The sequence below is a fragment of the Paraburkholderia sp. AV2 genome (assembly GCF_054968425.1).
This window is the reverse complement of record NZ_JBANLK010000008.1, coordinates 13,160-34,607: the sequence shown is the minus strand read 5'-3', so window position 1 is coordinate 34,607 and position 21,448 is coordinate 13,160. Positions and strand designations below refer to the sequence as shown.

Below are 21,448 nucleotides of genomic sequence, written 5' to 3'. Positions count from 1 at the left end.
GCAAAGCGGGTCGTGTCACGCGTCTTTCGCGATCATGTAACCGAGCCCGCGCACGTTGCGGATCAGGTCGGCGCCCAGCTTCTTGCGCAGGGCGTGGATATACACCTCGACGGTATTGCTGCCGATCTCCTCGCCCCAGCCGTACATCTTCTCTTCGAGCTGGCTCTTCGAAAGCACGGCGCCCGGCCGCGCGATCAGCGCTTCGAGCAGCGCGAATTCGCGCGCCGACAATGCGATCGGCACGCCGTCCTGGGTCACCTGATGCGACGCCGGATCGAGCGTGATCGAACCGTGCCGGATCATCGACTCGCTGCGGCCCGACTGGCGCCGGATCAGCGCGCGCATGCGCGCGCCGAGCTCGTCGAGATCGAAAGGCTTGATCAGGTAGTCGTCGGCGCCGGCGTCGAGCCCCTTCACGCGGTCGGCGATCGCGTCGCGCGCCGTGAGGATCAGCACCGGCACCGAAAGGCCGCGCGCGCGCAGCGTGCGCAGCACGTCGAGCCCGTCGCGCTTGGGCAGGCCCAGATCAAGCAGCATCAGATCGTAAGGTTCGCCGGTGACGGCCGAAAGCGCCGAGTCGCCGTCTTCGACCCAGTCCACCGCAAAACCTTCGCCGCGCAGCGCCTTGCGCACGCCCTCGGCGATCATGCGGTCATCTTCGACTAGCAGTATTCGCATCGTAATCAAACGGCAAGGCGGCGCAGCCGCCTTGCACAGGGTTCGGACAGTTGCATTCTAGCGCCCCGGATGCACCGTGGCGCCAGCGGACCGCGCACGGCAAATCGCAGGCTTTTTGTGGTGAGTTTGCGCGCGGGCCACGCGAGGTCTTTACAATGTGCGCTTTTGCGGCGCACGCCGCCCCTGCACTGCCCGCTTTCGTCCGACGCTCTCATGCTTGCCACGCTGCTGCCCGCTTCGATGCCCCCCGCGCTGTCCCGCGTTTGCTCCGTATTTCGCACTACATTTCGCTCTATGGCACGCCGTCCCGCGCCGCGCACCGCCGCGCGCACGCTGCCGGCGATCCGCCTCGCCTGCGCCTTTCTCGCGGCGGGCTGCGCCGCTGTGCCCGCGGCCTACGCCCAGCCCGAGGGCGCGCGCCTGCCCACGGTCAACGTGAGCACCACGCTGCCGCCCTCGGTAATGGCCGGACTCGAACATGCGCATGTGCCGCTTTCGGCAATCAGCGTCGTGATCGAAAAGGTCGGCGACCGCCAGCCCAGCGTCGCGGTCAATGCCGGCCAGCCGATGATGCCCGCCTCCACGATGAAGCTCGTCACGACCTACAGCGGCCTTGCGCTGCTCGGCCCCGACTATCGCTGGAAAACGACTGCCTACACCGATGGCGAGGTCGACGCCGCGGGCACGCTGCACGGCAATCTCTACATCAAGGGCACGGGCGACCCGAAACTCGTGCCCGAGGAACTGATCGACCTCGTGCAGAAGATCCGCGCGGCGGGCATTGCGCGCATCGAGGGCGCGCTCGTGCTCGACAAGAGCGAGTTCGACGTGTCGACACGCGATCTGCCCTCGTTCGACGGCGACGAAAATGCGCCCTACAACGTGGGCCCCGATCCGTTGATGTACGCGTTCAAGTCGCTCTCGTTCACCTTCGCGCCCTCGCGCGACGGCGTGACGATCGACGTCGTGCCGCCCGTCGCGCAGTGGCAGATCGACAACCGGGTCCGCGAGCGTGCGGGCGCCTGCCGGGGCCTCCTCCCCTCGCCGCAGATCGTCCCCGGCCAGAACGGCCTCGTCACCGCGAGCTTCGACGGCAGCTATGCGCTTCGCTGCGGCGAGCGCACGATCAACATGGCCGCGCCCGTCGACCACAGCACTTTCTTCGCCGACGGCTTCCTCGCGCTATGGCAACAAGCGGGCGGCACCTTCGGCGGCACCGTGCAGAACGGCGTCGTGCCGCCGCAGGCGCGCGTTGTCGCGGTTCACGAAAGTCCGCCGCTTGCCGACGTCGTGCACGACATCAACAAGTTCAGCAATAACGTGATGGCGCGCAATCTGTTCCTCACGCTCGGCGCCGTGGAGGGCAAGCCGCCCGCCACCACCGCGAAGGCCGCGGCCGCCGTTGGCGCGTTCCTGCGCAAGAGCGGCATTAACATGCCCGAACTCGTCCTCGACAACGGCTGCGGCCTCTCGCGCGAGGAGCACATCAGCGCCCTCTCGCTCGCGAACCTGCTGCAGGCCGCGAACGCCAGCCCCGTGGCCCAGCCGTTCATCGACTCGCTGCCGGTGCCCGGCGTGGACGGCACGATGCGCAACCGCCTCACCCATGCCGCGGTGGAGGGCAACGCCCATATCAAGACCGGCACGCTGCGCGACGTGCGCGCAATCGCAGGTTACGTCGCGGCGCAAACGGGCGAGACGTGGATCGTCGTGAGCATCATCAACGATCCGCACGCGGAAGGCGCGCGCGAAGCGCACGACGCCCTGCTCGAATGGGTCTACAACGGCATGCCGGAAGAGGCGCCGATGTACGTGCAGGCGCATCCGAAGCGCGCGCCCAAGCCGGTCCGTAAAAACCCGCAACGCCGCCACGCGTACTGAGCACACATCGGCCGCGCCGCCCGTCCCGGGGGCGGTGGACCGAAGCATTCCTCTAGCAAAGCCGCGTGAGGCGCGCGCGTTAGACGTGTACCCTGACGGGCATCGTCCGGCGGCGCGCAAGCAACGCGCGCCGGCGCGACAGGACAACGAACGGACAACAATGCCGCGCTGCACCGCAGCGCCGCCACCGGGACGGAGGAGGAGGACGCTCATGCAGTTCGATGCGCAATGGCTGCTGCTCGCGCTCGCGCCCGTCTTTCTCGCCGGCATCGGCTGGGAGGCCTGGCACTTCGCCCGCACGCGGCCCGGCACTACCCTCTATAGCTGGCCCGACACGCTTTGCAACGCCGCGCTCGCGCTGATGCACCAGGGCGCCGACAAGCTCGCCTGGCTCGTCGCGATCCCCGTCTACGCTTACGTCTACCGGCATTTCCGCATCGTTTCGTGGCAGCCCGGATGGCTCGCGTGGATCGTGCTGTTCGTCGCCCAGGATCTCCTCTACTACGGGTTTCATCGCGCGAGCCACCGCGTGCGCTGGCTCTGGGCTGCACATGTGGTCCACCATTCGTCGGGCCGGCTCAATCTCTCGACGGCGTTTCGCCAGAGCCTCATGTACCCGGTCGCGGGCATGTGGATGTTCTGGATTCCGCTTGCCTTGATCGGCTTCACGCCCATGCAGATCGTCGGCATCGTGCTCGTCAATCTCGCGTTCCAGTTCTTCGTCCATACCCAGGCCATCGGCAAGCTCGGCTGGCTCGAGTACGTGCTCAATACGCCTTCGATGCATCGCGTTCATCACGCCCGCAACGACCGCTATATCGACCGCAACTACGCCGGCGTGCTCGCGATCTGGGACCGGCTGTTCGGCAGCTACGTCGAGGAAGACGCGGGCGATCCGCCGGTGTACGGCATCGTCGAGCCGCTCGATACGTATAACCCGCTCAAGGCGACCTTCCACGAGTGGATTTCGATGGCGCGCGACTTCACGCGGATGCGCGGCTGGCGCGAGCGCTGCGCTGCGCTGTTCGCGCCGCCCGAATGGGCCGTGCGACATCATGCGCAACGCATCGCCCTGACCGGTGGAGAAGCCTGGGTGCCGCAACAAAACAACACCAGGGGCGCGCAGGGATCGCGCGAAGCCTGAAAGATTCGGTAGTCTGTCGGCCTCGCCCCAAGGGGAAACCGCGAAACAAGGCAAGGCCGGCGTTACATGGCATCAAAGGCCACAACAGAGGAGATGAAGTGAATATGAAGCATCGAGCACCGGGACACCGTACGCTGCTGCGCACGACGCAGATCGCCATGGCGAGCGCGGCCTTCGCGCTGCTGGCCGCTTGCGGCGGCGGTGGCGGGGGAAGCAGCAGCTCCAGTTCGACGCCGCCGGGCGGCGTCAATCTGCAGGTCGTGACGTTCGGCGACAGTCTCTCCGACGCCGGCACCTATTCGCCGAACATCCTGCCGGGCTTCGGCGGCGGCCGCTTCACGACGAACCCGGGCCAGGTGTGGACGCAGAACGTCGCCCAATACTATGGCAACACACTTACACCGGCCTTCGAAGGCGGCTTCGGCGTGACGCCCTATGCCACGGGCGGCCTCGGCTACGCGCAGGGCGGCGCGGACGTGGTCCTGGCCGAAGGCGAAGGCTGGGCGCCGGACAACGCCGCGGCCACGACGATGCCGGTCGTGACGCAGGTGCAGAACTACCTCAGCACCTACAAGGCGTTCAATTCGAACCAGCTCATCCTGGTCGACGGCGGCGCTAACGACATCTTCCAGTGGGCGACGACCGCAAACCTGACCGCGCTCGGCACGGCGCTGCAGACCGAATACCCGGTGGAAGTGCAGAACGGCGCACTGCCGGCCACGCAGGCCGGCCAGGTGGAATTCATCGCCGGCTACCTGCAGCAAACCAATGCCCAGATCGCCACGGCCGCCGCGGCGATGGCGCAGCAGATCCAGACCATCGTCAGTTCGGGCGCGAAGCACGTGGTGTTCATGACCGTACCCGATATCGGCCAGACGCCGCTCGGCGTGGCAGCGAACGCCCAGCAGGCTGGCGCCGCGGCGCTGCTGACCGGCATCAGCGCCGCGTACAACGGCATGGTCGAGCAGCTCATCGCGCCGCAGATCCAGTCCGGCGCCGTGATCATCGCCGATGCGTTCACGTGGTTCGATACGGTCCTGCTGCCGGATTACCAGTCGCTGGGCTTCACCGTGTCGAACACCGGCACCGCCTGCAATCTCGCGGCGATGGAAGCCAACGCAACGGCCTACGCGCAGAAGAACCCGTCGGTGCTCGCGGGTACCGGCCTGACCGCGGCGGAGTACGGCACGCAGTTCGGCTCGTCGCTGTTCTGCTCGCCGTCCACCTACACGGTCGCGGGCGCGGACCAGAGCTATGTCTTCGCGGACACGGTCCACCCGACCACCCATACGCATGCGCTCTTCGCCCAGTTCGTCGAGCAGACGATTGCAAAGACGGGGCTTGGGAAGTAAGCGTTCTGCCGCCCGCTCTTTTTTGGAGCGCCTTCGATGTAAAAAACCCGGCTCGCCTTCCAGCAAGCCGGGTTTTTGTTTTCGACCGATGGATTGCGCGGCGCGCAACGCGCCCTACTCCCCCTGCGCCTCGAACGCCGCCGCAGCCCGCCCAAGTCGGTCGTTCACGGCGATCCACTCGATCGTCTCCGGCAACTTTTCGATAAGAATGCGCGCGACATTCGCCCGATCGAGCGCGCGCAGCAGGCTGTAGAGTTCGCGCGCGTAGGCCTGGGGGTCTTCCGGCGCGGCGACGAAATGCACGTGAGGCGCACTCGCCCACGCGAGCGCGCGCGAAGCGCGCGCCACCAGCGCCACCGCTTCGCCCTGTGCGGCCGCCGTTGCCAGCAGCGGCTCCAGCGCCTCGAACGGCAGCAGCGCGAGCGGCGTGCGCGGCGCATAGTGCGCCTTCAGCGTGCCGGAGGCGCGCGGCGCCGTGGCGTCCGAGCCATCCGGCAGACGCGGCGCCTCGCCGAGCACCCGTGCGATATCGTCCGGCGTGATGTGCCCGGGGCGCAGCAGCGCGGGAAAACCGCGCGACAAATCGAGAATCGTCGATTCGATACCGACGTCGCACGCGCCGCCGTCGAGCACATGCACGGCCTTGCCGAACTCGTCGCGCACGTGTTGCGCCGTAGTCGGGCTCACATGGCCGAAGCGGTTCGCCGAAGGCGCGGCGATACCGCCGTGGCCGCCGCGACGCTTCGAGAATGCCGCCAGCAGCTTTTGCGCGACCGGATGCGACGGGCAACGCAGCCCGACCGAGTCCTGGCCGCCGCTCACCGCATCGGGAATGCGCGCATGGCGCTTGACGATCAGGGTGAGCGGACCGGGCCAGAACGCGGCAACGAGTTTCTGCGCCGTCTCGGGCCACTCGGCCGCCCAGTAACCGGGATCGCCGCCTGGCGGCAGATGCACGATCACCGGGTGATTCGCCGGCCGTCCCTTGGCCGCATAGATACGCGCGACAGCGTCAGGACTCGCGGCGTCGCCGCCGAGGCCGTAGACGGTCTCGGTCGGGAACGCCACCAGTTCGCCCGCGTCGAGCAACGCGGCAGCCTCGTCGATATCGGCGTCGGTCGGAGGCGGCACGGCGCCGGATTGCAGATCGGTCATGGCGTCGGGCTTGTCAGCTCGTGACGATGTGCAAAAGGCGCGCACAGTCTCGCGCGGCCGTGCGCGCTTCTTCGAGCGTGGCCGCCGTGAAATTCACGTGGCCCATCTTGCGGCCCGGGCGCGCATCTTCCTTGCCGTACAGATGCAGGCGTGCAGCCGGCATCGCGGCCACCTGGTCCCACGGCGGCGTGATGGGCGCAGACCCCGAACGGGGACCCTGCGGGGCCTTGGCCTCGCCGGCACCGGCCGGGAACCACACGTCGCCGAGGATATTGAGCATCACGGCCGGCGAGTGCTGACGCGTATCGCCGAGCGGCATGCCCGTCATCGCGCGCACCTGCTGCTCGAACTGGCTCGTGGCGCATGCGTCGGTCGTGTAGTGGCCCGAGTTGTGCGGGCGCGGGGCCATTTCGTTGGCGACGAGCGAGCCGTCCTCCAGCACGAAAAATTCCACGCAGAGCACGCCTACGTAGCCGAGCTTCGCCGCGATCTGCAGCGCCGCCTGCTGGGCCTGCTGCACGAGCGCCGGGCCCGCGTCGGGCGCCGGAACGATCGTGTGCGAAAGCACGCCGTTACGGTGCGTGTTCTGCGCGAGCGGGTAGACCACGCTCGCGCCGGTGCTGCCGCGCGCGATCAGCGCGCTCACCTCGAACTTCAGCGGCAGGCGCTTTTCCAGCACGCACGGCACGCCGCCGAGCGCGGCATGCGCCTCGCGCACTTCGTCGGCATTGCCCACGCGCACCTGCCCCTTGCCGTCGTAGCCCAGGCGCGCGGTCTTGAGAATGCCCGGCAGCACGGCGGCGAGGGTGGCATTGTCGATGGCGGCAAGCGCCTCGGACGACTCGATCACCACGTGCGGCGCCACCGGCACGCCCGCCGATGCGATAAAGCGCTTTTCCGCGATGCGGTCCTGCGCCACGGCCACGCAGCGCCCGGCGGGGGCCACGAACGTGGACTTCGCGAGTGCGTCGAGGCTCGCGGACGGCACGTTCTCGAATTCGGTCGAGATGGCGGCGCACAGGCGCGAAAGCTCGGTGAGCGCGGCTTCGTCGTCGTAGGCCGCGCACAGATGGCGGTCCGCGACGGCGCCCGCCGGGCTTCCCGCATCGGGGTCGAGCACGGCGACGCGATAGCCCATCGCCTGGGCCGCAAAGCAGAACATGCGGCCGAGCTGGCCGCCACCCACCATGCCAAGCCAGGCGCCGGGCAGGATCGGTGAAACCGGAGTGTTGTCAGGGTTCATTTCAATGGTCGGTCGCGGCTGGCCGCGACGCGCGGACAGACCGGGGGTTTAACGTCGAGGCAGGAAGCCCCGCCCCGACGGTGGCACTCACAGCGCTGGCAACGCCATCGCGTGCGCGGCTTCGTTCTGGCGCACGCGGAAAGCCGCGAGCTTGTTCGCGTATTCGACGTCGGTGACGCTCAGGATCGAGACGGCAAAGAGCGCCGCGTTGGCCGCGCCCGCTTCGCCGATGGCAAAGGTCGCAACCGGCACGCCCTTGGGCATCTGCACGATCGAATGCAGCGAATCCACGCCCTTCAGATACTGGCTCGCCACCGGTACGCCGAGCACGGGCACGGTAGTCTTGGCCGCCAGCATGCCCGGCAGATGCGCCGCGCCGCCCGCGCCCGCGATGATCGCACGCAGGCCGCGCTCGCGGGCCTTTTCGGCGTACTCGAACATCTCGTCGGGCATGCGGTGCGCCGAGACCACCTTCGCCTCGTACGCGACGCCGAATTCCTGCAGGATCGCGACCGCGTGCTTCATGGTTTCCCAGTCGGAGCTGGAGCCCATCAGCACGCCGACGAGCGGCGCCGCATGCTGGTGAGCCGTCTGGACTTCACTCATTGCCTTCTCTTCCCCGCTTCTTCACAGTTTTACGCCAGCTTCTGGCCGGTCAGGCGCTCAAGCGCTTCCTGATACTTCGCCGAGGTCTTCTCGACCACTTCGTCGGGCAACTTCGGCGCCGGCGGCTCCTTCTTCCAGTCCTGGGTTTCGAGCCAGTCGCGCACGAACTGCTTGTCGAACGACGGCGGGTTCGAGCCCACCTGGTACTGATCGGCCGGCCAGAAGCGCGACGAGTCGGCGGTAAGCGCCTCGTCCATCAAATAGAGCTGGCCGTGGTTGTCGAGACCGAATTCGAACTTCGTGTCGGCGATGATGATGCCGCGCGTCGCGGCGTAGTCGGCCGCTTCCTGGTACAGCCTGATCGAAATTGCTTTGATGGTGCGCGACAGCTCGGTGCCGATGCGGCGCTCCATCTCTTCGTAGGTGATGTTCTCGTCGTGGTGGCCCATTTCGGCCTTCGCCGCGGGCGTGAAGATCGGCTCGGGCAGCTTCTGTGCGTTCTGCAGACCCGGCGGCAGCTCCACGCCACACACGGCGCCCGTCGCCTGGTAGTCCTTCCAGCCGCTGCCGGCCAGGTAGCCGCGCACCACGGCCTCGACGAGGATCGGCTCCAGGCGCTTCACGACGACCGCGCGGCCCTTCACCTGCTCCGCTTCGTCCGCCGCCACGACCGTCTCGGGCGCGATGTCCGTGAGGTGGTTCGGCACGACGTGCTTCAGCTTCTCGAACCAGAAATCGGCCATCTGGTTGAGCACCTGGCCCTTCTTCGGAATCGGCTCGCCCATGATCACGTCGAATGCCGAAAGGCGGTCGGTGGTGACGATCAGCAGCTTGTCGTTGCCCACGGCATAGTTGTCGCGGACCTTGCCGCGGCCGAGAAGCGGCAGCGAGCGGAGCGTGGATTCGTAAAGGGTAGACATCGTCGTGTTTCGCTATGAGAACGTGGCGGGACCGGTGGGAAAACCGGACCAATAGGGTAAATCAAAAAGCTTGTCGCCGTTTCCCCAACCTGCGGAAACGGCGACGATCCTGCAATGCTTCGGCAAGGGGCCCGCCGTGCCGGCCAGGCCTCTTTCCAGGCAAACCCGCGCTCGTTAGCGAACGATCTGCGCAAGCTCGCCCGACTTGTACTTCTCGGCGATCTTGTCCAGCGACACGGGCTTGATCTTGCCCGCCTGGCCTTCGCAGCCGAACGCCAGGAAGCGGTCCAGGCACACCTTCTTCGCCGCTTCGCGGGCCGGCTTCAGGTAGTCGCGCGGATCGAACTTCGACGGATTCTGGTACATGTAGCGACGGATCGCACCGGTAATCGCGAGGCGCAGGTCCGTGTCGATGTTGATCTTGCGCACGCCGTGACGGATGCCTTCCTGGATCTCCTCCACCGGCACGCCGTAGGTTTCCTTCATGTCGCCGCCGAACTCGCGGATCTCGGCCAGCAGTTCCTGCGGCACCGACGACGACCCGTGCATCACGAGGTGCGTGTTCGGAATGCGCGCATGGATTTCCTTGATGCGCTGGATCGACAGGATATCGCCCGTGGGCTTTTTCGAAAACTTGTAGGCGCCATGCGAGGTGCCGATCGCAATCGCGAGCGCGTCGCATTGCGTCAGCTTCACGAAGTCGGCGGCCTGCTCCGGATCGGTCAGGAGCTGCTCGCGCGTCATCGTGCCTTCGGCGCCGTGACCGTCTTCCTTGTCGCCCTTCATCGTTTCCAGCGAACCGAGCACGCCCAGTTCCGCTTCCACCGTCACGCCGATCGAGTGCGCCATTTCCACGACTTTGCGCGACACTTCGACGTTGTAATCGTAAGATGCCACCGTCTTGCCGTCGGCTTCGAGCGAGCCGTCCATCATGACGCTGGTGAAACCGCTGCGGATCGCCGCCGTGCAGACCGCCGGCGACTGGCCGTGGTCCTGGTGCATCACGACGGGAATATGCGGATACGACTCGACGGCGGCTTCGATCAGGTGGCGCAGAAACGGTTCGCCCGCATATTTGCGCGCGCCCGCCGACGCCTGCATGATCACCGGCGAACCCACCTGGTCGGCCGCGGCCATGATGGCCTGGACTTGTTCCAGATTGTTCACGTTGAACGCCGGCAGACCGTAGCCGTGTTCAGCCGCGTGGTCGAGCAGTTGACGCATTGAAACGAGAGGCATTGTGCTACTCCTTTGATATGAAACGAAATCCTGCGTTTCGCCGGCCATCTGACGCGGCCGGTCAAAGGCGACCCAAAGGCCGCCGCCCGCGTGCTCGTCGAGGGCTCAATTTTGGGATTTTATCGCGAAGCGGCACCGCGCCCGGCGCCAGACACGTAATTGGCACGAAAATGGCGTGTCTCTACGTCAGAAACGGAAAGAATGTGCAAAAGAGATTGACAGCCCGCGCGCGGCATCGCTGCTCGCGGGCCGCATTTGCGGCGAAAAGGCGCTCAAATAGCGCCTAAATGGCGGCGAAGTAGCACCCATCTGGCGCCAGTGTGATACCAGTATGGCACCAGATAAGTGCCAGGGCGGCGCTGCCCTCACCTGTCTCGAAATCCAGGCGAAAGCAGGCGCCGGCAGCTTACAGTGCGTCGCCCACGCGCACGATCTTCAGCGTGTTGGTGCCGCCCGCCTGGCCCATCGGCTCGCCGCAGGTCAGCACGATCATGTCGCCGCGCGCCGCGTAACCCTTGCTCACCACGGCCTCGACCGCCTGCTGGAGCGCCGTGTCCTGGTCGTTGCTCGTGTCCAGATGCAGCGGCGTGACATTGCGGTAGAGCGACATCGCCCGTTCGCTGCCCGCGCGCGGCGTGAGCGCGAAGATCGGCACGTGCGTCCAGTGGCGCGACATCCACAGTGCCGTCGAGCCCGACTCCGTGAGCGCCACGATCGCCTTGGCACCGAGGTGGTAGGCCGTGAAGAGCGCGCCCATGGCGATCGACTGGTCGATGCGCGTGAAGGTGCGGTCGAGGAAGTCCTTGTCGAGCTCGGACTGCTCCGACTTTTCGGCTTCGAGGCAGATGGCCGACATCGCCTCGATGGTCTGCACCGGGTACTTGCCCGCAGCCGATTCGGCCGAAAGCATCACGGCGTCGGTGCCGTCGAGCACGGCGTTGGCGACGTCCGACACTTCCGCGCGCGTAGGCACCGGGGCGTGGATCATCGACTCCATCATCTGCGTGGCCGTGATGACGAGCTTGTTCGACTCGCGCGCCATGCGGATCATGCGCTTTTGCAGCGCGGGCACCGCGGCGTTGCCGACTTCGACCGCGAGGTCGCCGCGGGCGACCATGATGCCGTCCGACGAATCGAGAATCTCCTGCAGCACCGGAATCGCCTCGGCGCGCTCGATCTTCGCGATCATCTTCGGCTTGATGCCGTACGGCGCGCCCGCGATGTTCGCGAGCTGGCGCGCCATTTCCATGTCGGTGGCGTTCTTCGGGAACGACACGGCGACGAAATCCGCGCCGAGCGACATGGCCGTGCGGATGTCCTCCATATCCTTCGCCGTCAGCGCCGGCGCCGTGAGGCCCCCGCCCTGACGGTTGATGCCCTTGTTGTTCGAGAGCTCGCCGCCCACACGCACCGTCGTGTGGATCTCGCTGCCGATCACGCGCACGACGTCGAGCACGAGCAGGCCGTCGTTGAGCAGCAACACGTCGTTCGGTTTCAGGTCGCGCGGCAGATCCTTGTAATCGAGGCCCACGCGCTCGTCGTTGCCGAGCTCGCACTCGGCGTCGAGGATGAAGGGCTGGCCCGGCTCGAGCAGCGTCTTGCCGTTCTCGAACTTGCCGACGCGAATTTTCGGGCCCTGCAGATCGGCCATGATCGCGACTTCGCGACCGGCCCTGCGGGCACACTCCCGCACGGTTTCGGCGCGCTGGCGATGGTCGTCAGCCGTGCCGTGCGAGAAGTTGAGACGCACCACGTCCAGTCCCGCATGAATCATTTTCTGCAGGACGTCCGGCGAGCTGGAGGCCGGACCGATGGTGGCGACTATCTTGGTGGCGCGATGCATGAATCTCCTCGTCTGGAAAGAATCGCTGGAAGAAGCGTTGCTGCGAGAAGGGCTGCTGGCCGGCTCGGCCGCACGTGCGGCCTGGCCGGAACGCGCGCCGGTGAGACCCGGCGTCGCTTTGTGCGACGGCGCCACGCGCGCGGCGGACGTTCCCGCCTCGCGCGCCGGCTCCGTCGGGGCGGCATGCGCACGGGCCGCCAGCGCGCCATCGCGCGCCGCGCCCGCGGCGGCCGCCGGGGATTCTGCGTCCGCCAGCGCCGCCACCGGCGCTTCGGACGATGCTACCGGGCGCGCGTCGCGCCCCGTTGAGGCTGCCGTGCGCGACTTCGCGCGCGCACGGGCCGGTTTTGCGGCTGCCTTTGCCGCCGGGGCGCGGGGCGCCACTTAACCGGCCGCCCGCGTTTCGAGCACTTCCACGGCCGGCAGCTTCTTGCCCTCGAGGAATTCGAGGAAAGCGCCGCCGCCCGTCGAGATATAGCTGACCTTGTCGTGAATGCCGTACTTCGCGATGGCCGCGAGCGTGTCGCCGCCGCCCGCGATCGAGAACGCACCGGAACTGGCGATCGAGTCCGCGAGCGTCTTCGTGCCGTTGCCGAACTGGTCGAACTCGAACACGCCCACCGGGCCGTTCCACACGATCGTGCCGGCCTGCTGCAGCTGCGAGGCGAGCGCCTTCGCGGTTTGCGGGCCGATGTCGAGGATCATGTCGTCGTCGGCAACGTCGGCCACGGCCTTGATCTCGGCCTTGGCGGTCGGCGAGAACTCCTTCGCGGTCACCACGTCGCTCGGGATCGGCACAGAGGCGCCGCGCGCGCGCGCCGCGTCGATGATCGCTTTCGCCTGGTCGACGAGGTCGGCTTCCGCGAGCGACTTGCCGATCTTGAGACCGGCCGCGAGCATGAACGTATTGGCGATGCCGCCGCCGACGATCAGCTGGTCCACCTTCTCGGCGAGCGATTCGAGGATCGTGAGCTTGGTCGAGACCTTCGAACCCGCGACGATCGCCACGAGCGGGCGCTTCGGCGCGCCGAGCGCCTTGCCGAGCGCATCGAGCTCGGCGGCGAGCAGCGGGCCCGCGCAGGCGATGGGCGCGTACTTCGCGATGCCGTAAGTCGTGGCTTCGGCGCGGTGCGCCGTGCCGAACGCGTCGTTCACGTAGATGTCGCAGAGCTTCGCCATCTTCTGGGCAAGCTCGTCCGAATTCTTCTTCTCGCCCTTGTTGACGCGGCAGTTCTCGAGCAGCACGACGTTGCCCGGCGCGACGTTCACGCCGTTCTCGACCCAGTTCGCAACGAGCGGCACTTCGCGGCCGAGCAGCTCCGAAAGGCGCTTCGCGACGGGCGCGAGCGAGTCTTCGGGCTTGAACTCGCCTTCGGTCGGACGGCCGAGGTGCGACGTGACCATGACGGCGGCGCCGGCGTCGAGCGCGGCCTTGATGGCCGGCACGGAGGCGCGGACGCGGGTGTCTTCGGTGATGTTGCCCTGATCGTCCTGCGGCACGTTCAGGTCGGCGCGGATGAACACCCGCTTGCCGTTGAGTTTGCCTTCGGAGATCAGATCGGAGAGACGCAGAACCTTGTTCATGGACTTGACTGTGCGTGATGGTGGGAAGGCGGTGGCAACACGATGCGAGGCGGCCTGCTCAGGTGGTACTCGGCTGGCACTACGGTGGCACTCTCAGTCTGCACGGCGCGGGATCCGGTCTGACGCTGTCTCGGGTCGCTGCTCGTTACCTGACAGACGCCGGCATCGAATTGCGAGATCGGTATTTTAGCCGATAGCCAGGACGATCAGAGACGTGCTCGCGCGAATGTCCCGTATTTGGGCGGTTGCTGCAGGACTCCGGCATTTTTTCGCAGGATTGTGCATCGCAACAAAAACGCCCGCGCGCCCGTGCTGACGCCAAATGACGCTAAAATACGCGTTTTGCCGGCCGCGGGTTTCACGACGTTCGCGGTGTCATGGCTTAACAAAGCGCATTACGAGAATTGTCCTCATGAGCGAAATCAAGGAAATGCCGCTGGTCGAACTCTCGGCCAAGGATCTGCCGGCGTATTGCCCGAATCCGTCGATGCCGCGCTGGAGCAACCATCCGCGCGTCTTTATCGACGTGACGCACGGCGAAGCGCGCTGCCCGTACTGCAGCACGCGCTACAAGCTGCGCGAGGGCGAGGTCGTGCACGGCCATTGAGCGCGATCGAGCGCGCGGCCGGCGCCGGCAGGCCTCGCGCCGGCCGACGCGCCGCACGCGAACGGCAACGCCCTTGTTTCGCCGGCCCCCGCCCGCACAACCGCGGGCGGCTTGCCGCCAACGCCTGCGCGCCCCACGGCGCGTTTCCCCGCTAACCGTGTTCCTGCTCGCCAAAGCGCGCGCGGAACCTTTGTCATTTCCGGACTCCGACACACGATGCGCCGCGCGCTGGTAATCGCACCGAACTGGATCGGTGACGCACTGATGGCGCAGCCGCTCCTTTCGCGGCTCGTAAAACTGCATCCGCGCATTGCGATCGATGCAGTCGCGCCCACGTGGGTTGCGCCCGTGCTCGAACGCATGCCCGAGATCCGCGACGTCTACGCCACGGACCTCGCCCACGGCAAGCTGCAACTGTTGCGCCGCTGGCAGCTGGCGGCCGACTTGCGCGACGTGCGCTATGACGCCGTCTACGTGCTGCCGAACTCCCTCAAGTCCGCGCTGATTCCGTGGCTCGCGAACATTCCGCTGCGCATCGGCTACACGGGCGAGAACCGCTACGGCTTCCTGAACGTGCGCCACGCGAATCCGCCGAAGGACGAGCGGCCGCCCATGGTCAAGCACTACGCCGCGCTCGCATGGGCGCCCGGCGCGACCGTGCCCGACGACCTGCCGATGCCGCGCCTCGAATCGGATCCGAACGAGGCCTCGCGCGTCTCGGCGCGCTTTCACCTCGACACGCGCGTGCCGCTGCTGGTGTTCTGCCCCGGCGCAGAGTACGGCCCCGCGAAGCGCTGGCCGCCCGAGCACTTCGCGGCGCTCGCGCAGATGGTGGGGCAGTCGTTCCCGTACGCGCAGATCATCGCGCTCGGTTCTCCGAAGGATGCGCCGCTCGCGCAGGCCATCGCCGACCGGGCTGCGAACGTGCGCAACCTGTGCGGCCAGACCGCGCTTGGCGAAGCCTGCGCGTTGATCTCGCGGGCGAGCGCCGTGGTCACGAACGATTCGGGCCTCATGCACGTCGCCGCCGCGCTCCGCCGCCCGCTCGTCGCGCTCTACGGTTCGACGGATCCGCGCCACACACCGCCCTTGTCGGAACTCGCAAAGGTACAATGGCTGCATCTCGATTGCAGCCCGTGTTTCCAGCGCGAATGCCCGCTCGGGCATCTGAACTGTCTGCGCGAACTGAGCCCGGAACAGGTGTTCGGCGATCTGCGCGGCATGCTGCTCGGCCAGCGCTAGGCGCGCGTCACAGGAGTGTCTCGCGATATCGGCATGCTCGCGGCAGCGAAATCCCGTGTCGATTCGCGAGTGTCGATTCGCCAACCCGCGCTCCGGCGCAACAGACCAACGAGCCATGCCACGTTTCGCCCACATCTTCGAAGCCGCCGCGGACACCCTCAACGCGTACTACCAGGCCGTCGCGGAGGTCAATATCGACAGCTTGATGGGCTTGTGGATCGACGAGGAATTCGTGAGCTGCATCTGCGCGGACGGCTCGCATCTGCATGGTCTGCCGAACATTCGCGCGGGGCTCGCCACGCAGCTCGAAGCGGCGCCGGTCTCGATCGAGCCGCTCGATATCCGCGTCTACGACAGCCTCGGCACGGTGGTCTACGCGATCGTCGAAGCGCATCGCCCGGTCGATCCGAAAGCCATACCCGCAATGGTCTTTACGACCTACGTGATGGTTCATGAGCGCGGCGAATGGCGCATCGCCCATATCCACGCGAGCCGCATGCCCGACGATGCGGCGACCCAGTTCTCCGCCAAGCTGCGCCACGGTCAGGGCGCGCTGCACTGATACGCCCGGAAGCACCGCCATGAGTACGACCGAGGACAGGCCCGCCGATACCCGCGCGCCGGTGGCCGCGGCGGCGCGCGCCGTCGGGGCATCGCGAGCCGGCGCCTATTGCGCCCCCTTCTGGCTGCCTGGCGCTCATGCGCAAACCATCGTCCCCGCTCTCTTCTCGCGGCTGCCGCTGCCGGCTTATCGCCGCGAACGCTGGGACACGCCCGACGGCGACTTCATCGAACTCGACTGGGTCGAGCCCGCGCGAAGCACGCGCCTTGCCCCCGAGGCCCCGCTCTTCGTGCTCTTTCACGGCCTGGAGGGCGGCTCGGGCTCGCACTACGCGCGCTCGCTGGCGGCGGCCGCCGCCGCGCTCGGCTGGCATGCCGTGATTCCGCATTTTCGCAGTTGCAGCGGCCCGCTGAACCTGCTGCCGCGTTTCTACCACCTCGCGGACGCCAACGAACTGGACTGGATGCTGCGCCGCCTCGCCGCGCGCCATGGCGGACCGCTCGTCGCGGCGGGCGTCTCGCTGGGCGGCAACGTCCTGCTGCACTGGCTCGCGCAGCAGCGCGAGGATGCCGCCATCGTGGCCGCTGCCGCCGCGATCTCGGCGCCGCTCGACGTCCACGCGGGCGGCAGGATGCTCTCGCAAGGCTTCGGCAGGGTCTACACGCAGAGCTTCCTCAAAACGCTCAAGGTGAAGGCGCTCCAGAAGCTCGGGCAGTATCCCGGTCTCTTCGACAAAGAGGCCATGCTCGCGAGCCGCACGATGGGCGAATTCGACAATGTCGTCACGGCGCCGCTGCACGGCTTTCGCGACGTGCACGACTACTGGACCCAGGCGACGGTCAAGCCGCGCCTCACTGAAATCGTCGTGCCGACGCTCGTGCTCAACGCGCGCAACGATCCGTTCCTGCCTGGCCACGCGCTGCCCGGCCGCCACGCGGTAAGCACTGCCGTCGAACTGGAGCAGCCCGAACATGGCGGGCATGTCGGCTTCATGACCGGGCCGTTTCCGGGCCGCTCCGGCTGGCTCTCGCAACGCGTGACCAGTTGGCTTGCGGGCTTTGTCACCCATGGATGAGATCGTCAAACAGGCGCTCGCGCGCTGGCCCAACGTGCCGCACTGCACCGGCTGGCTGCGCCTCGATGCGCGCGGCCACTGGCGCCTGCGCGACGAGGCCGATCAGGCCGCCGGGGCGCCTGGCACGGCGATCCGCCACGAAGCGCTGATCGGATTCATCAACCGCAATTACGAGTGCGACGCGCGCGGGCAGTGGTATTTCCAGAACGGACCGCAGCGCGTGTACGTCGAGCTGGAATACACGCCGTTCGTCGTGCGGCTCGCAACGGATGCGAACGGTGCGCTCGCGCTCACGGACCAGACCGGCCAGCCGCTCTCACCCGCCGGCGTCTGGGTGGATGAATCAGGCAGCGTGCTGCTCGTCGAGGCAGCTTGCGGCGCGGCGAGCGGATCGGGCCACGTGGCCCTGCTCCACGACCACGATCTCGATCTGTTCACCGACCACGCCACGCTCGCCGACGACGGCCAAAGCGGGCACTTCATGTGGCGTACCGACGCCGACGCCCTGCCGATCATGCCCATCCGGCGTGCGGACGTGCCCGCGCGTTTCGGCTTCATCGCGAGTCCCGCGCGAGAAGCCGCGGCCGCTTGATCCGGACCGGACGGCAAGACGCCAGGCGCCGGTCAAGCCGGGCGACGCTGCCAGGATATGCGCCTTCAATAAACAGAGAGCCAACCATGCCTGAACTCACTCATTTCGATGCCACCGGCGACGCGCATATGGTCGATGTCGGCGACAAAGCCGAGACGAAGCGCATTGCCGTCGCGCGCGGAACCATTCGCATGCTGCCCGCGACGTTCGCGCTGATCCGCGACGGCGCGGCGAAAAAAGGCGACGTGATCGGCGTCGCGCGCATCGCTGCCATCCAGGGCGCGAAACGCACGTCGGACCTGATTCCGCTTTGCCATCCGCTCGCGATCACGCGCGTGAAGGTGGACTTCGCGCTCGACGAGACGCTGCCCGGTGTGCATTGCACGGCGCAGGTGGAAACGTTCGGCCGGACCGGCGTGGAGATGGAAGCGCTGACCGCCGTGCAGGTCGGACTGCTAACCGTCTACGACATGTGCAAGGCCGTGGATCGCGGCATGACCATCACCGACGTCAAGGTGATGGAGAAGCATGGCGGGAAGTCGGGAGATTGGGTGGCGCAGAACTGAGCCGCCGGGTTACACGTCCAGGATGGGGCTATGACGATCGAAGAACTGCTCAAGCAGGTGCTGGCATTTCGCGACGAGCGCGACTGGGAGCAATTCCATACGCTGCGCAACCTGATTGTCTCCACCAGCATCGAGGCTGGGGAACTGCTGGAGACGATACAGTGGAAAACCGATTCGGAGATCGAAGCCCTGCTTCGCGACCCGAAGCAGCTCGACCACATCAGGCATGAATGCGCCGATGTGTTCATCTACCTGCTGCTGGTCGCGCATCGGGCAGGAATCAATCTCCTCGATGCGGCTTCCGAGAAGCTGAAGCTCAATGCCGAGCGCTATCCGGTGGACAAGGCCAGAGGAAACGCCACGAAATATTCCGCACTTTGATTCGGGCCGGCGGGCCGGCAGCCGGCCCGCCAACGGCCTCACCCGCCCCGTCTCACCAGCCTGTCAATCGTCGGAATCGTCGTCGTCATCCTCGTCGATCTGCTTCGGCGGATTGCCGTACTGCTTCACGAGCTGCGCCTTGAAGTCTTTCAGCGCAGGCTGCTCGTCGCACAAACCGTAAAGCGCGGCTTGCTGCGTCGGCCAGTCGTGCAACTCGGCCGCGAAAATCTTCAGACGCGCAACCGTGTCGAATGCGCCGGCCGTATCGCCGTTCAGCGCCTGCAGGACCGCATAGCGGCGCAGCACGGTCTCGCCCGGCAGCAGCGCAATCGCGCGCTGATGCGCCGCGAGCTTCGCCGGGAGATTCGCCGCATCCATCGGCATCAACGTGGCCATGCCGTAGTCTCCCCACGCGCTAAACAGGAACGACGGGGCTTCGCTGTATTGCTGGGCCGGACGTTCGCCGTAATACAGCACCTCAGCACGGTGATAGTCCTGCACGACCGGGTAAAGCGCGGCGAGACCGCCGAACACCACCACCGCGAACGCGCCGAACGACAGGCGGGACGGTACGAAGCGCAGCGGACGCGTTTCGAGCACGCCGAACACGAACATCGCGGGCAGCAGGAAGAACATGTACTGCTGCGGATATTCGACGAGCGCATGCATGGCCAGCACGCCGATCAGCATGAAGCCGAACACGCGCTCGGGCGTATGGGGCACGCGCAGCGCGCGCACGAACCACGCAACGAGACCCAGCAGGACGATGCCGCAGCCGATCACGCCGGTCTTGGCGAGCAGGTCGATAAAAACGTCGTGCGAGTTGTTCGCGATCTCCACGCCGCCGAGCGAGCGCGCAAGTTCGAACTGGTGGATCGGGAAATCGCCCCAGCCGACGCCGAGAACCGGATGCGTCTTGAACATCGTCAGCCCATAGCGCCAGAGGGCGATGCGCGGCGCGATCTGGCCGGCGTCCTTGAAGCGGTCGGCGGCGGACTGGTCGAGCTGCAGCCCGTAGCGGACGTTGGCCCAGCGCACGAACGCATTGACGCCGATGAAGATCAGCAGCAGCACGACCGGCAAGAGCCAGTTGCGCGGGCCGCGCCGCCCGCCCGCCTGCGCGCCGTCATGGCGCGTGAGCGCGAGCGCAATCCAGAAGCCGGCGACGACGATGACGGCAATCTGCAGCCAGGGGCCGCGCGAAACCGTGAGCGCGAGGCCGCCCGCGTAGACCGCGGAGAGCACGGCCCAGATCACGAGCGGCAAGCGGCGCGTCTGCACGAGAAAGAGGCCGGCTGCCATCGCGAACGCGATATAGGTAGCAAGGTGGTTGGCCTGCGCCATATTGCCGAACGGCCGGCGATCGAACGTCACGTTGTAGGCAACGACGAGCGGCGTGACCTTCGTTTCGAGATGAAAGAGCTGGATGACCTGGCAGAACACCGCGAACGCGCCGCCGACCATGAGCGCCGCGGCGGCCCAGACCATCGCGGTCTCGGTCAGGCGCGCGCGCGCGATGCCGTAGCCCGCATACGTGACCATCAGGGCCGCGAGCAGATAGCCAGCGCCGAGCCAGTTCATGGACGGCTGCGCGACCGGCAGCATGATGGTCTGCGCAACCAGCAGCAGACCAAAGGCGAGCGGCACGAGCCCGACCGTGGGCGTGGCGAATTCGGCCGTAGACCGCGCCGGGAACGCGAGCAGCACCACGGACGCGCCGACCAGCAGCCAGAGCGCCAGCGCTACGTATTCGGCGTAGAACGTCGGGATAGGATACGTGTGAGCGACGACCGCATAGGGAAGCGTCAACGCAACGGCCAGCAAGAAGAACGTAAGATAGCGCGCAAAAGTGGAAGGCATGGGTAAGCGGGGGCATCAGCAACCGGCGCACTATACAAGACTTTTCGCGCGATTTGCGGACCGGGAAGGTTACTGCGTCTTGCGCATGCCGATTTGAGGCCGCTTGCGCGTGCCCCGCCTCCGGCCAGCAGGTTGCCGGGACGCGCCGTCGCCTTGCATGACGACGGCGCGAAGCGCGGAAAGCGGATCTCGCGAGAAAGCGCGACCCTGCTCTCGTTACCTGGGCGAATGCCTTCGCACATCAAGTCTCATCAAGCGCGGCACTCCGGCGGCGCGAGATTCGACGGCAGCGTTGCCGCTTCGGCCGGTGCCGGTCCGGAGCCCGGCGCGCCCAGCGACGAAGCCGTCTTGCCGGCCGCGAAGCACTCCCACGTAACCGTGCCCGACTGGACGCTGCCTTGCGAGAGCGCGACGCGGGCGGTGGGAGCTTCCGCGTTGTCGGGTACCGAGGGCACGAGTACGAGCGTATTGCTTCCGGCGGGTGCGACGCGCGTCGTGAAGGCAACCGTGATCTGCCCCGTGGCGTCGTCGACCTGCACCGATTCGACGTTGCGCGTAGCCGGCGGCGTGGAGAAACCGGCCGAGAACGCGGTGCCGCTCGCCGCGTTTTCCGCAACCGCGAGCCGTGCCGACGACGCGAGCGAGAGTCCCTCGCCGACGCGGCTGCGCGCAAGATAATCCTGATAGGCAGGTATGGCATAGGCGGCGATGACGCCGACGATGGCAAGCACGATCATCAGTTCGATCAGCGTGAAGCCTTGAACCACGACGCGCCGCGCGAACCGGGCGAACCTGGCCGAAGCCAGCGTGGCGGCGCGCGAAGACGCATGGAACAAAAACCAGCGCGCGAGGGCGGCAAGGGCTGCGGGTGGGCTCGCAGCGAGTACGGATACGATCATCATCAGGGCTCCTGAAACA

Annotated in this window: 21 protein-coding genes; 11 read left to right on the top strand and 10 right to left on the bottom strand. The window is 66.9% G+C overall.

All coding sequences use genetic code 11. The annotated features are described in order from the left end of the window. Window positions 1–15: 15 nt before the first annotated feature. Window positions 16–678 carry a response regulator gene (locus tag V8683_RS08355; protein WP_411188571.1) on the bottom strand — a complete coding sequence of 221 codons (663 nt, stop codon included), beginning with the start codon at window positions 676–678 and terminating at the stop codon, window positions 16–18. A 240-nt stretch (window positions 679–918) separates the two neighbouring features. Between V8683_RS08355 and dacB the strand changes: the two genes are divergently transcribed. The 3 genes from dacB to V8683_RS08340 all read left to right on the top strand — a co-directional run bounded on the left by dacB (window position 919) and on the right by V8683_RS08340 (window position 5,055). Continuing rightward, a complete protein-coding gene (gene dacB / locus V8683_RS08350) occupies window positions 919–2,559 on the top strand; it encodes a D-alanyl-D-alanine carboxypeptidase/D-alanyl-D-alanine endopeptidase (RefSeq protein WP_462848045.1) in 1,641 nt (546 codons plus the stop codon). 211 nt (window positions 2,560–2,770) lie between these two features. Beyond that, the gene (locus V8683_RS08345; RefSeq protein WP_411188569.1) at window positions 2,771–3,703 is read left to right on the top strand and encodes a sterol desaturase family protein; all 933 of its coding nucleotides are present in this window, start codon (window positions 2,771–2,773) and stop codon (window positions 3,701–3,703) included. 104 nt (window positions 3,704–3,807) lie between these two features. Then, window positions 3,808–5,055, top strand: a complete 1,248-nt coding sequence (locus tag V8683_RS08340) for an SGNH/GDSL hydrolase family protein (protein ID WP_411188568.1) — start codon at window positions 3,808–3,810, stop codon at window positions 5,053–5,055. Window positions 5,056–5,169: 114 nt separating this feature from the next. Here V8683_RS08340 and V8683_RS08335 read toward each other — a convergent pair whose 3' ends face one another. The 6 genes from V8683_RS08335 to pyk all read right to left on the bottom strand — a co-directional run bounded on the left by V8683_RS08335 (window position 5,170) and on the right by pyk (window position 12,061). After that, window positions 5,170–6,210, bottom strand: a complete 1,041-nt coding sequence (locus tag V8683_RS08335; protein WP_411188567.1) for an L-threonylcarbamoyladenylate synthase — start codon at window positions 6,208–6,210, stop codon at window positions 5,170–5,172. Between the two features lie 13 nt (window positions 6,211–6,223). Beyond that, on the bottom strand, window positions 6,224–7,453 hold the full coding sequence (locus tag V8683_RS08330; RefSeq protein ID WP_411188566.1) for a 5-(carboxyamino)imidazole ribonucleotide synthase: 1,230 nt from the start codon (window positions 7,451–7,453) through the stop codon (window positions 6,224–6,226). Window positions 7,454–7,540: 87 nt separating this feature from the next. Next, complete coding sequence (gene purE / locus V8683_RS08325; protein ID WP_411188565.1) at window positions 7,541–8,059, bottom strand: 5-(carboxyamino)imidazole ribonucleotide mutase; 519 nt, start codon at window positions 8,057–8,059, stop codon at window positions 7,541–7,543. Window positions 8,060–8,088: 29 nt separating this feature from the next. Then, entirely contained in the window at window positions 8,089–8,979 is an 891-nt protein-coding gene (locus V8683_RS08320; protein WP_411188564.1) for a phosphoribosylaminoimidazolesuccinocarboxamide synthase, read from the bottom strand. A 174-nt stretch (window positions 8,980–9,153) separates the two neighbouring features. Then, on the bottom strand, window positions 9,154–10,218 hold the full coding sequence (gene fba / locus V8683_RS08315) for a class II fructose-bisphosphate aldolase (RefSeq protein WP_411188563.1): 1,065 nt from the start codon (window positions 10,216–10,218) through the stop codon (window positions 9,154–9,156). 406 nt (window positions 10,219–10,624) lie between these two features. Continuing rightward, window positions 10,625–12,061, bottom strand: coding sequence for a pyruvate kinase (pyk, locus tag V8683_RS08310; RefSeq protein WP_411188562.1), 1,437 nt, complete (start codon window positions 12,059–12,061; stop codon window positions 10,625–10,627). Here pyk and V8683_RS08305 point away from each other — a divergent pair. After that, the gene (locus V8683_RS08305) at window positions 12,060–12,449 is read left to right on the top strand and encodes a hypothetical protein (RefSeq protein WP_411188561.1); all 390 of its coding nucleotides are present in this window, start codon (window positions 12,060–12,062) and stop codon (window positions 12,447–12,449) included. The genes pyk and V8683_RS08305 overlap by 2 nt on opposite strands. Here the strand turns inward: V8683_RS08305 and V8683_RS08300 are convergent. After that, the gene (locus V8683_RS08300) at window positions 12,446–13,645 is read right to left on the bottom strand and encodes a phosphoglycerate kinase (RefSeq protein WP_411188560.1); all 1,200 of its coding nucleotides are present in this window, start codon (window positions 13,643–13,645) and stop codon (window positions 12,446–12,448) included. The two genes, V8683_RS08305 and V8683_RS08300, sit on opposite strands and share 4 nt — an antisense overlap. 412 nt (window positions 13,646–14,057) lie before the next feature. On the opposite strand from V8683_RS08300, the gene V8683_RS08295 reads away from it, so the two are divergent. The 7 genes from V8683_RS08295 (at window position 14,058) to V8683_RS08265 (ending at window position 18,670) form a co-directional block, all read left to right on the top strand. Then, window positions 14,058–14,252 carry a zinc-finger domain-containing protein gene (locus V8683_RS08295; protein ID WP_027794262.1) on the top strand — a complete coding sequence of 65 codons (195 nt, stop codon included), beginning with the start codon at window positions 14,058–14,060 and terminating at the stop codon, window positions 14,250–14,252. A 216-nt stretch (window positions 14,253–14,468) separates the two neighbouring features. Then, window positions 14,469–15,494, top strand: coding sequence for a lipopolysaccharide heptosyltransferase II (gene waaF, locus V8683_RS08290; RefSeq protein WP_411188559.1), 1,026 nt, complete (start codon window positions 14,469–14,471; stop codon window positions 15,492–15,494). Between the two features lie 115 nt (window positions 15,495–15,609). Beyond that, on the top strand, window positions 15,610–16,056 hold the full coding sequence (locus tag V8683_RS08285) for a nuclear transport factor 2 family protein (RefSeq protein ID WP_411188558.1): 447 nt from the start codon (window positions 15,610–15,612) through the stop codon (window positions 16,054–16,056). A 19-nt stretch (window positions 16,057–16,075) separates the two neighbouring features. Continuing rightward, on the top strand, window positions 16,076–17,131 hold the full coding sequence (locus tag V8683_RS08280; RefSeq protein ID WP_411188557.1) for a hydrolase: 1,056 nt from the start codon (window positions 16,076–16,078) through the stop codon (window positions 17,129–17,131). Then, window positions 17,124–17,723 carry a DUF2946 family protein gene (locus V8683_RS08275; protein WP_411188556.1) on the top strand — a complete coding sequence of 200 codons (600 nt, stop codon included), beginning with the start codon at window positions 17,124–17,126 and terminating at the stop codon, window positions 17,721–17,723. The genes V8683_RS08280 and V8683_RS08275 overlap by 8 nt, the downstream gene beginning before the upstream one ends. Window positions 17,724–17,809: 86 nt before the next feature. After that, window positions 17,810–18,289 (top strand): cyclic pyranopterin monophosphate synthase MoaC, encoded by a 480-nt coding sequence (gene moaC / locus V8683_RS08270; RefSeq protein WP_411188555.1) that lies wholly within the window; start codon window positions 17,810–17,812, stop codon window positions 18,287–18,289. Window positions 18,290–18,319: 30 nt separating this feature from the next. Next, complete coding sequence (locus V8683_RS08265) at window positions 18,320–18,670, top strand: nucleotide pyrophosphohydrolase (RefSeq protein ID WP_411188554.1); 351 nt, start codon at window positions 18,320–18,322, stop codon at window positions 18,668–18,670. Window positions 18,671–18,733: 63 nt separating this feature from the next. Here the strand turns inward: V8683_RS08265 and V8683_RS08260 are convergent, their stop codons facing one another. Together V8683_RS08260 and V8683_RS08255 are read right to left on the bottom strand one after the other, a co-directional pair. Then, window positions 18,734–20,530, bottom strand: coding sequence for a PglL family O-oligosaccharyltransferase (locus tag V8683_RS08260; RefSeq protein WP_411188553.1), 1,797 nt, complete (start codon window positions 20,528–20,530; stop codon window positions 18,734–18,736). Window positions 20,531–20,781: 251 nt separating this feature from the next. After that, window positions 20,782–21,366: a pilin gene (locus V8683_RS08255; RefSeq protein ID WP_411190499.1), complete on the bottom strand. Its 585-nt coding sequence runs from the start codon at window positions 21,364–21,366 to the stop codon at window positions 20,782–20,784. Between the last annotated feature and the right edge of the window lie 82 nt (window positions 21,367–21,448).

What these genes read in the sequence shown, in the direction of transcription:
- V8683_RS08355 (WP_411188571.1), bottom strand. Translation starts at nt 678, where the DNA reads ATGCGAATACTGCTAGTCGAAGATGACCGCATGATCGCCGAGGGCGTG.
- dacB (WP_462848045.1), top strand. Translation starts at nt 919, where the DNA reads ATGCCCCCCGCGCTGTCCCGCGTTTGCTCCGTATTTCGCACTACATTT.
- V8683_RS08345 (WP_411188569.1), top strand. Translation starts at nt 2,771, where the DNA reads ATGCAGTTCGATGCGCAATGGCTGCTGCTCGCGCTCGCGCCCGTCTTT.
- V8683_RS08340 (WP_411188568.1), top strand. Translation starts at nt 3,808, where the DNA reads ATGAAGCATCGAGCACCGGGACACCGTACGCTGCTGCGCACGACGCAG.
- V8683_RS08335 (WP_411188567.1), bottom strand. Translation starts at nt 6,210, where the DNA reads ATGACCGATCTGCAATCCGGCGCCGTGCCGCCTCCGACCGACGCCGAT.
- V8683_RS08330 (WP_411188566.1), bottom strand. Translation starts at nt 7,453, where the DNA reads ATGAACCCTGACAACACTCCGGTTTCACCGATCCTGCCCGGCGCCTGG.
- purE (WP_411188565.1), bottom strand. Translation starts at nt 8,059, where the DNA reads ATGAGTGAAGTCCAGACGGCTCACCAGCATGCGGCGCCGCTCGTCGGC.
- V8683_RS08320 (WP_411188564.1), bottom strand. Translation starts at nt 8,979, where the DNA reads ATGTCTACCCTTTACGAATCCACGCTCCGCTCGCTGCCGCTTCTCGGC.
- fba (WP_411188563.1), bottom strand. Translation starts at nt 10,218, where the DNA reads ATGCCTCTCGTTTCAATGCGTCAACTGCTCGACCACGCGGCTGAACAC.
- V8683_RS08305 (WP_411188561.1), top strand. Translation starts at nt 12,060, where the DNA reads ATGAATCTCCTCGTCTGGAAAGAATCGCTGGAAGAAGCGTTGCTGCGA.
- pyk (WP_411188562.1), bottom strand. Translation starts at nt 12,061, where the DNA reads ATGCATCGCGCCACCAAGATAGTCGCCACCATCGGTCCGGCCTCCAGC.
- V8683_RS08300 (WP_411188560.1), bottom strand. Translation starts at nt 13,645, where the DNA reads ATGAACAAGGTTCTGCGTCTCTCCGATCTGATCTCCGAAGGCAAACTC.
- V8683_RS08295 (WP_027794262.1), top strand. Translation starts at nt 14,058, where the DNA reads ATGAGCGAAATCAAGGAAATGCCGCTGGTCGAACTCTCGGCCAAGGAT.
- waaF (WP_411188559.1), top strand. Translation starts at nt 14,469, where the DNA reads ATGCGCCGCGCGCTGGTAATCGCACCGAACTGGATCGGTGACGCACTG.
- V8683_RS08285 (WP_411188558.1), top strand. Translation starts at nt 15,610, where the DNA reads ATGCCACGTTTCGCCCACATCTTCGAAGCCGCCGCGGACACCCTCAAC.
- V8683_RS08280 (WP_411188557.1), top strand. Translation starts at nt 16,076, where the DNA reads ATGAGTACGACCGAGGACAGGCCCGCCGATACCCGCGCGCCGGTGGCC.
- V8683_RS08275 (WP_411188556.1), top strand. Translation starts at nt 17,124, where the DNA reads ATGGATGAGATCGTCAAACAGGCGCTCGCGCGCTGGCCCAACGTGCCG.
- moaC (WP_411188555.1), top strand. Translation starts at nt 17,810, where the DNA reads ATGCCTGAACTCACTCATTTCGATGCCACCGGCGACGCGCATATGGTC.
- V8683_RS08265 (WP_411188554.1), top strand. Translation starts at nt 18,320, where the DNA reads ATGACGATCGAAGAACTGCTCAAGCAGGTGCTGGCATTTCGCGACGAG.
- V8683_RS08260 (WP_411188553.1), bottom strand. Translation starts at nt 20,530, where the DNA reads ATGCCTTCCACTTTTGCGCGCTATCTTACGTTCTTCTTGCTGGCCGTT.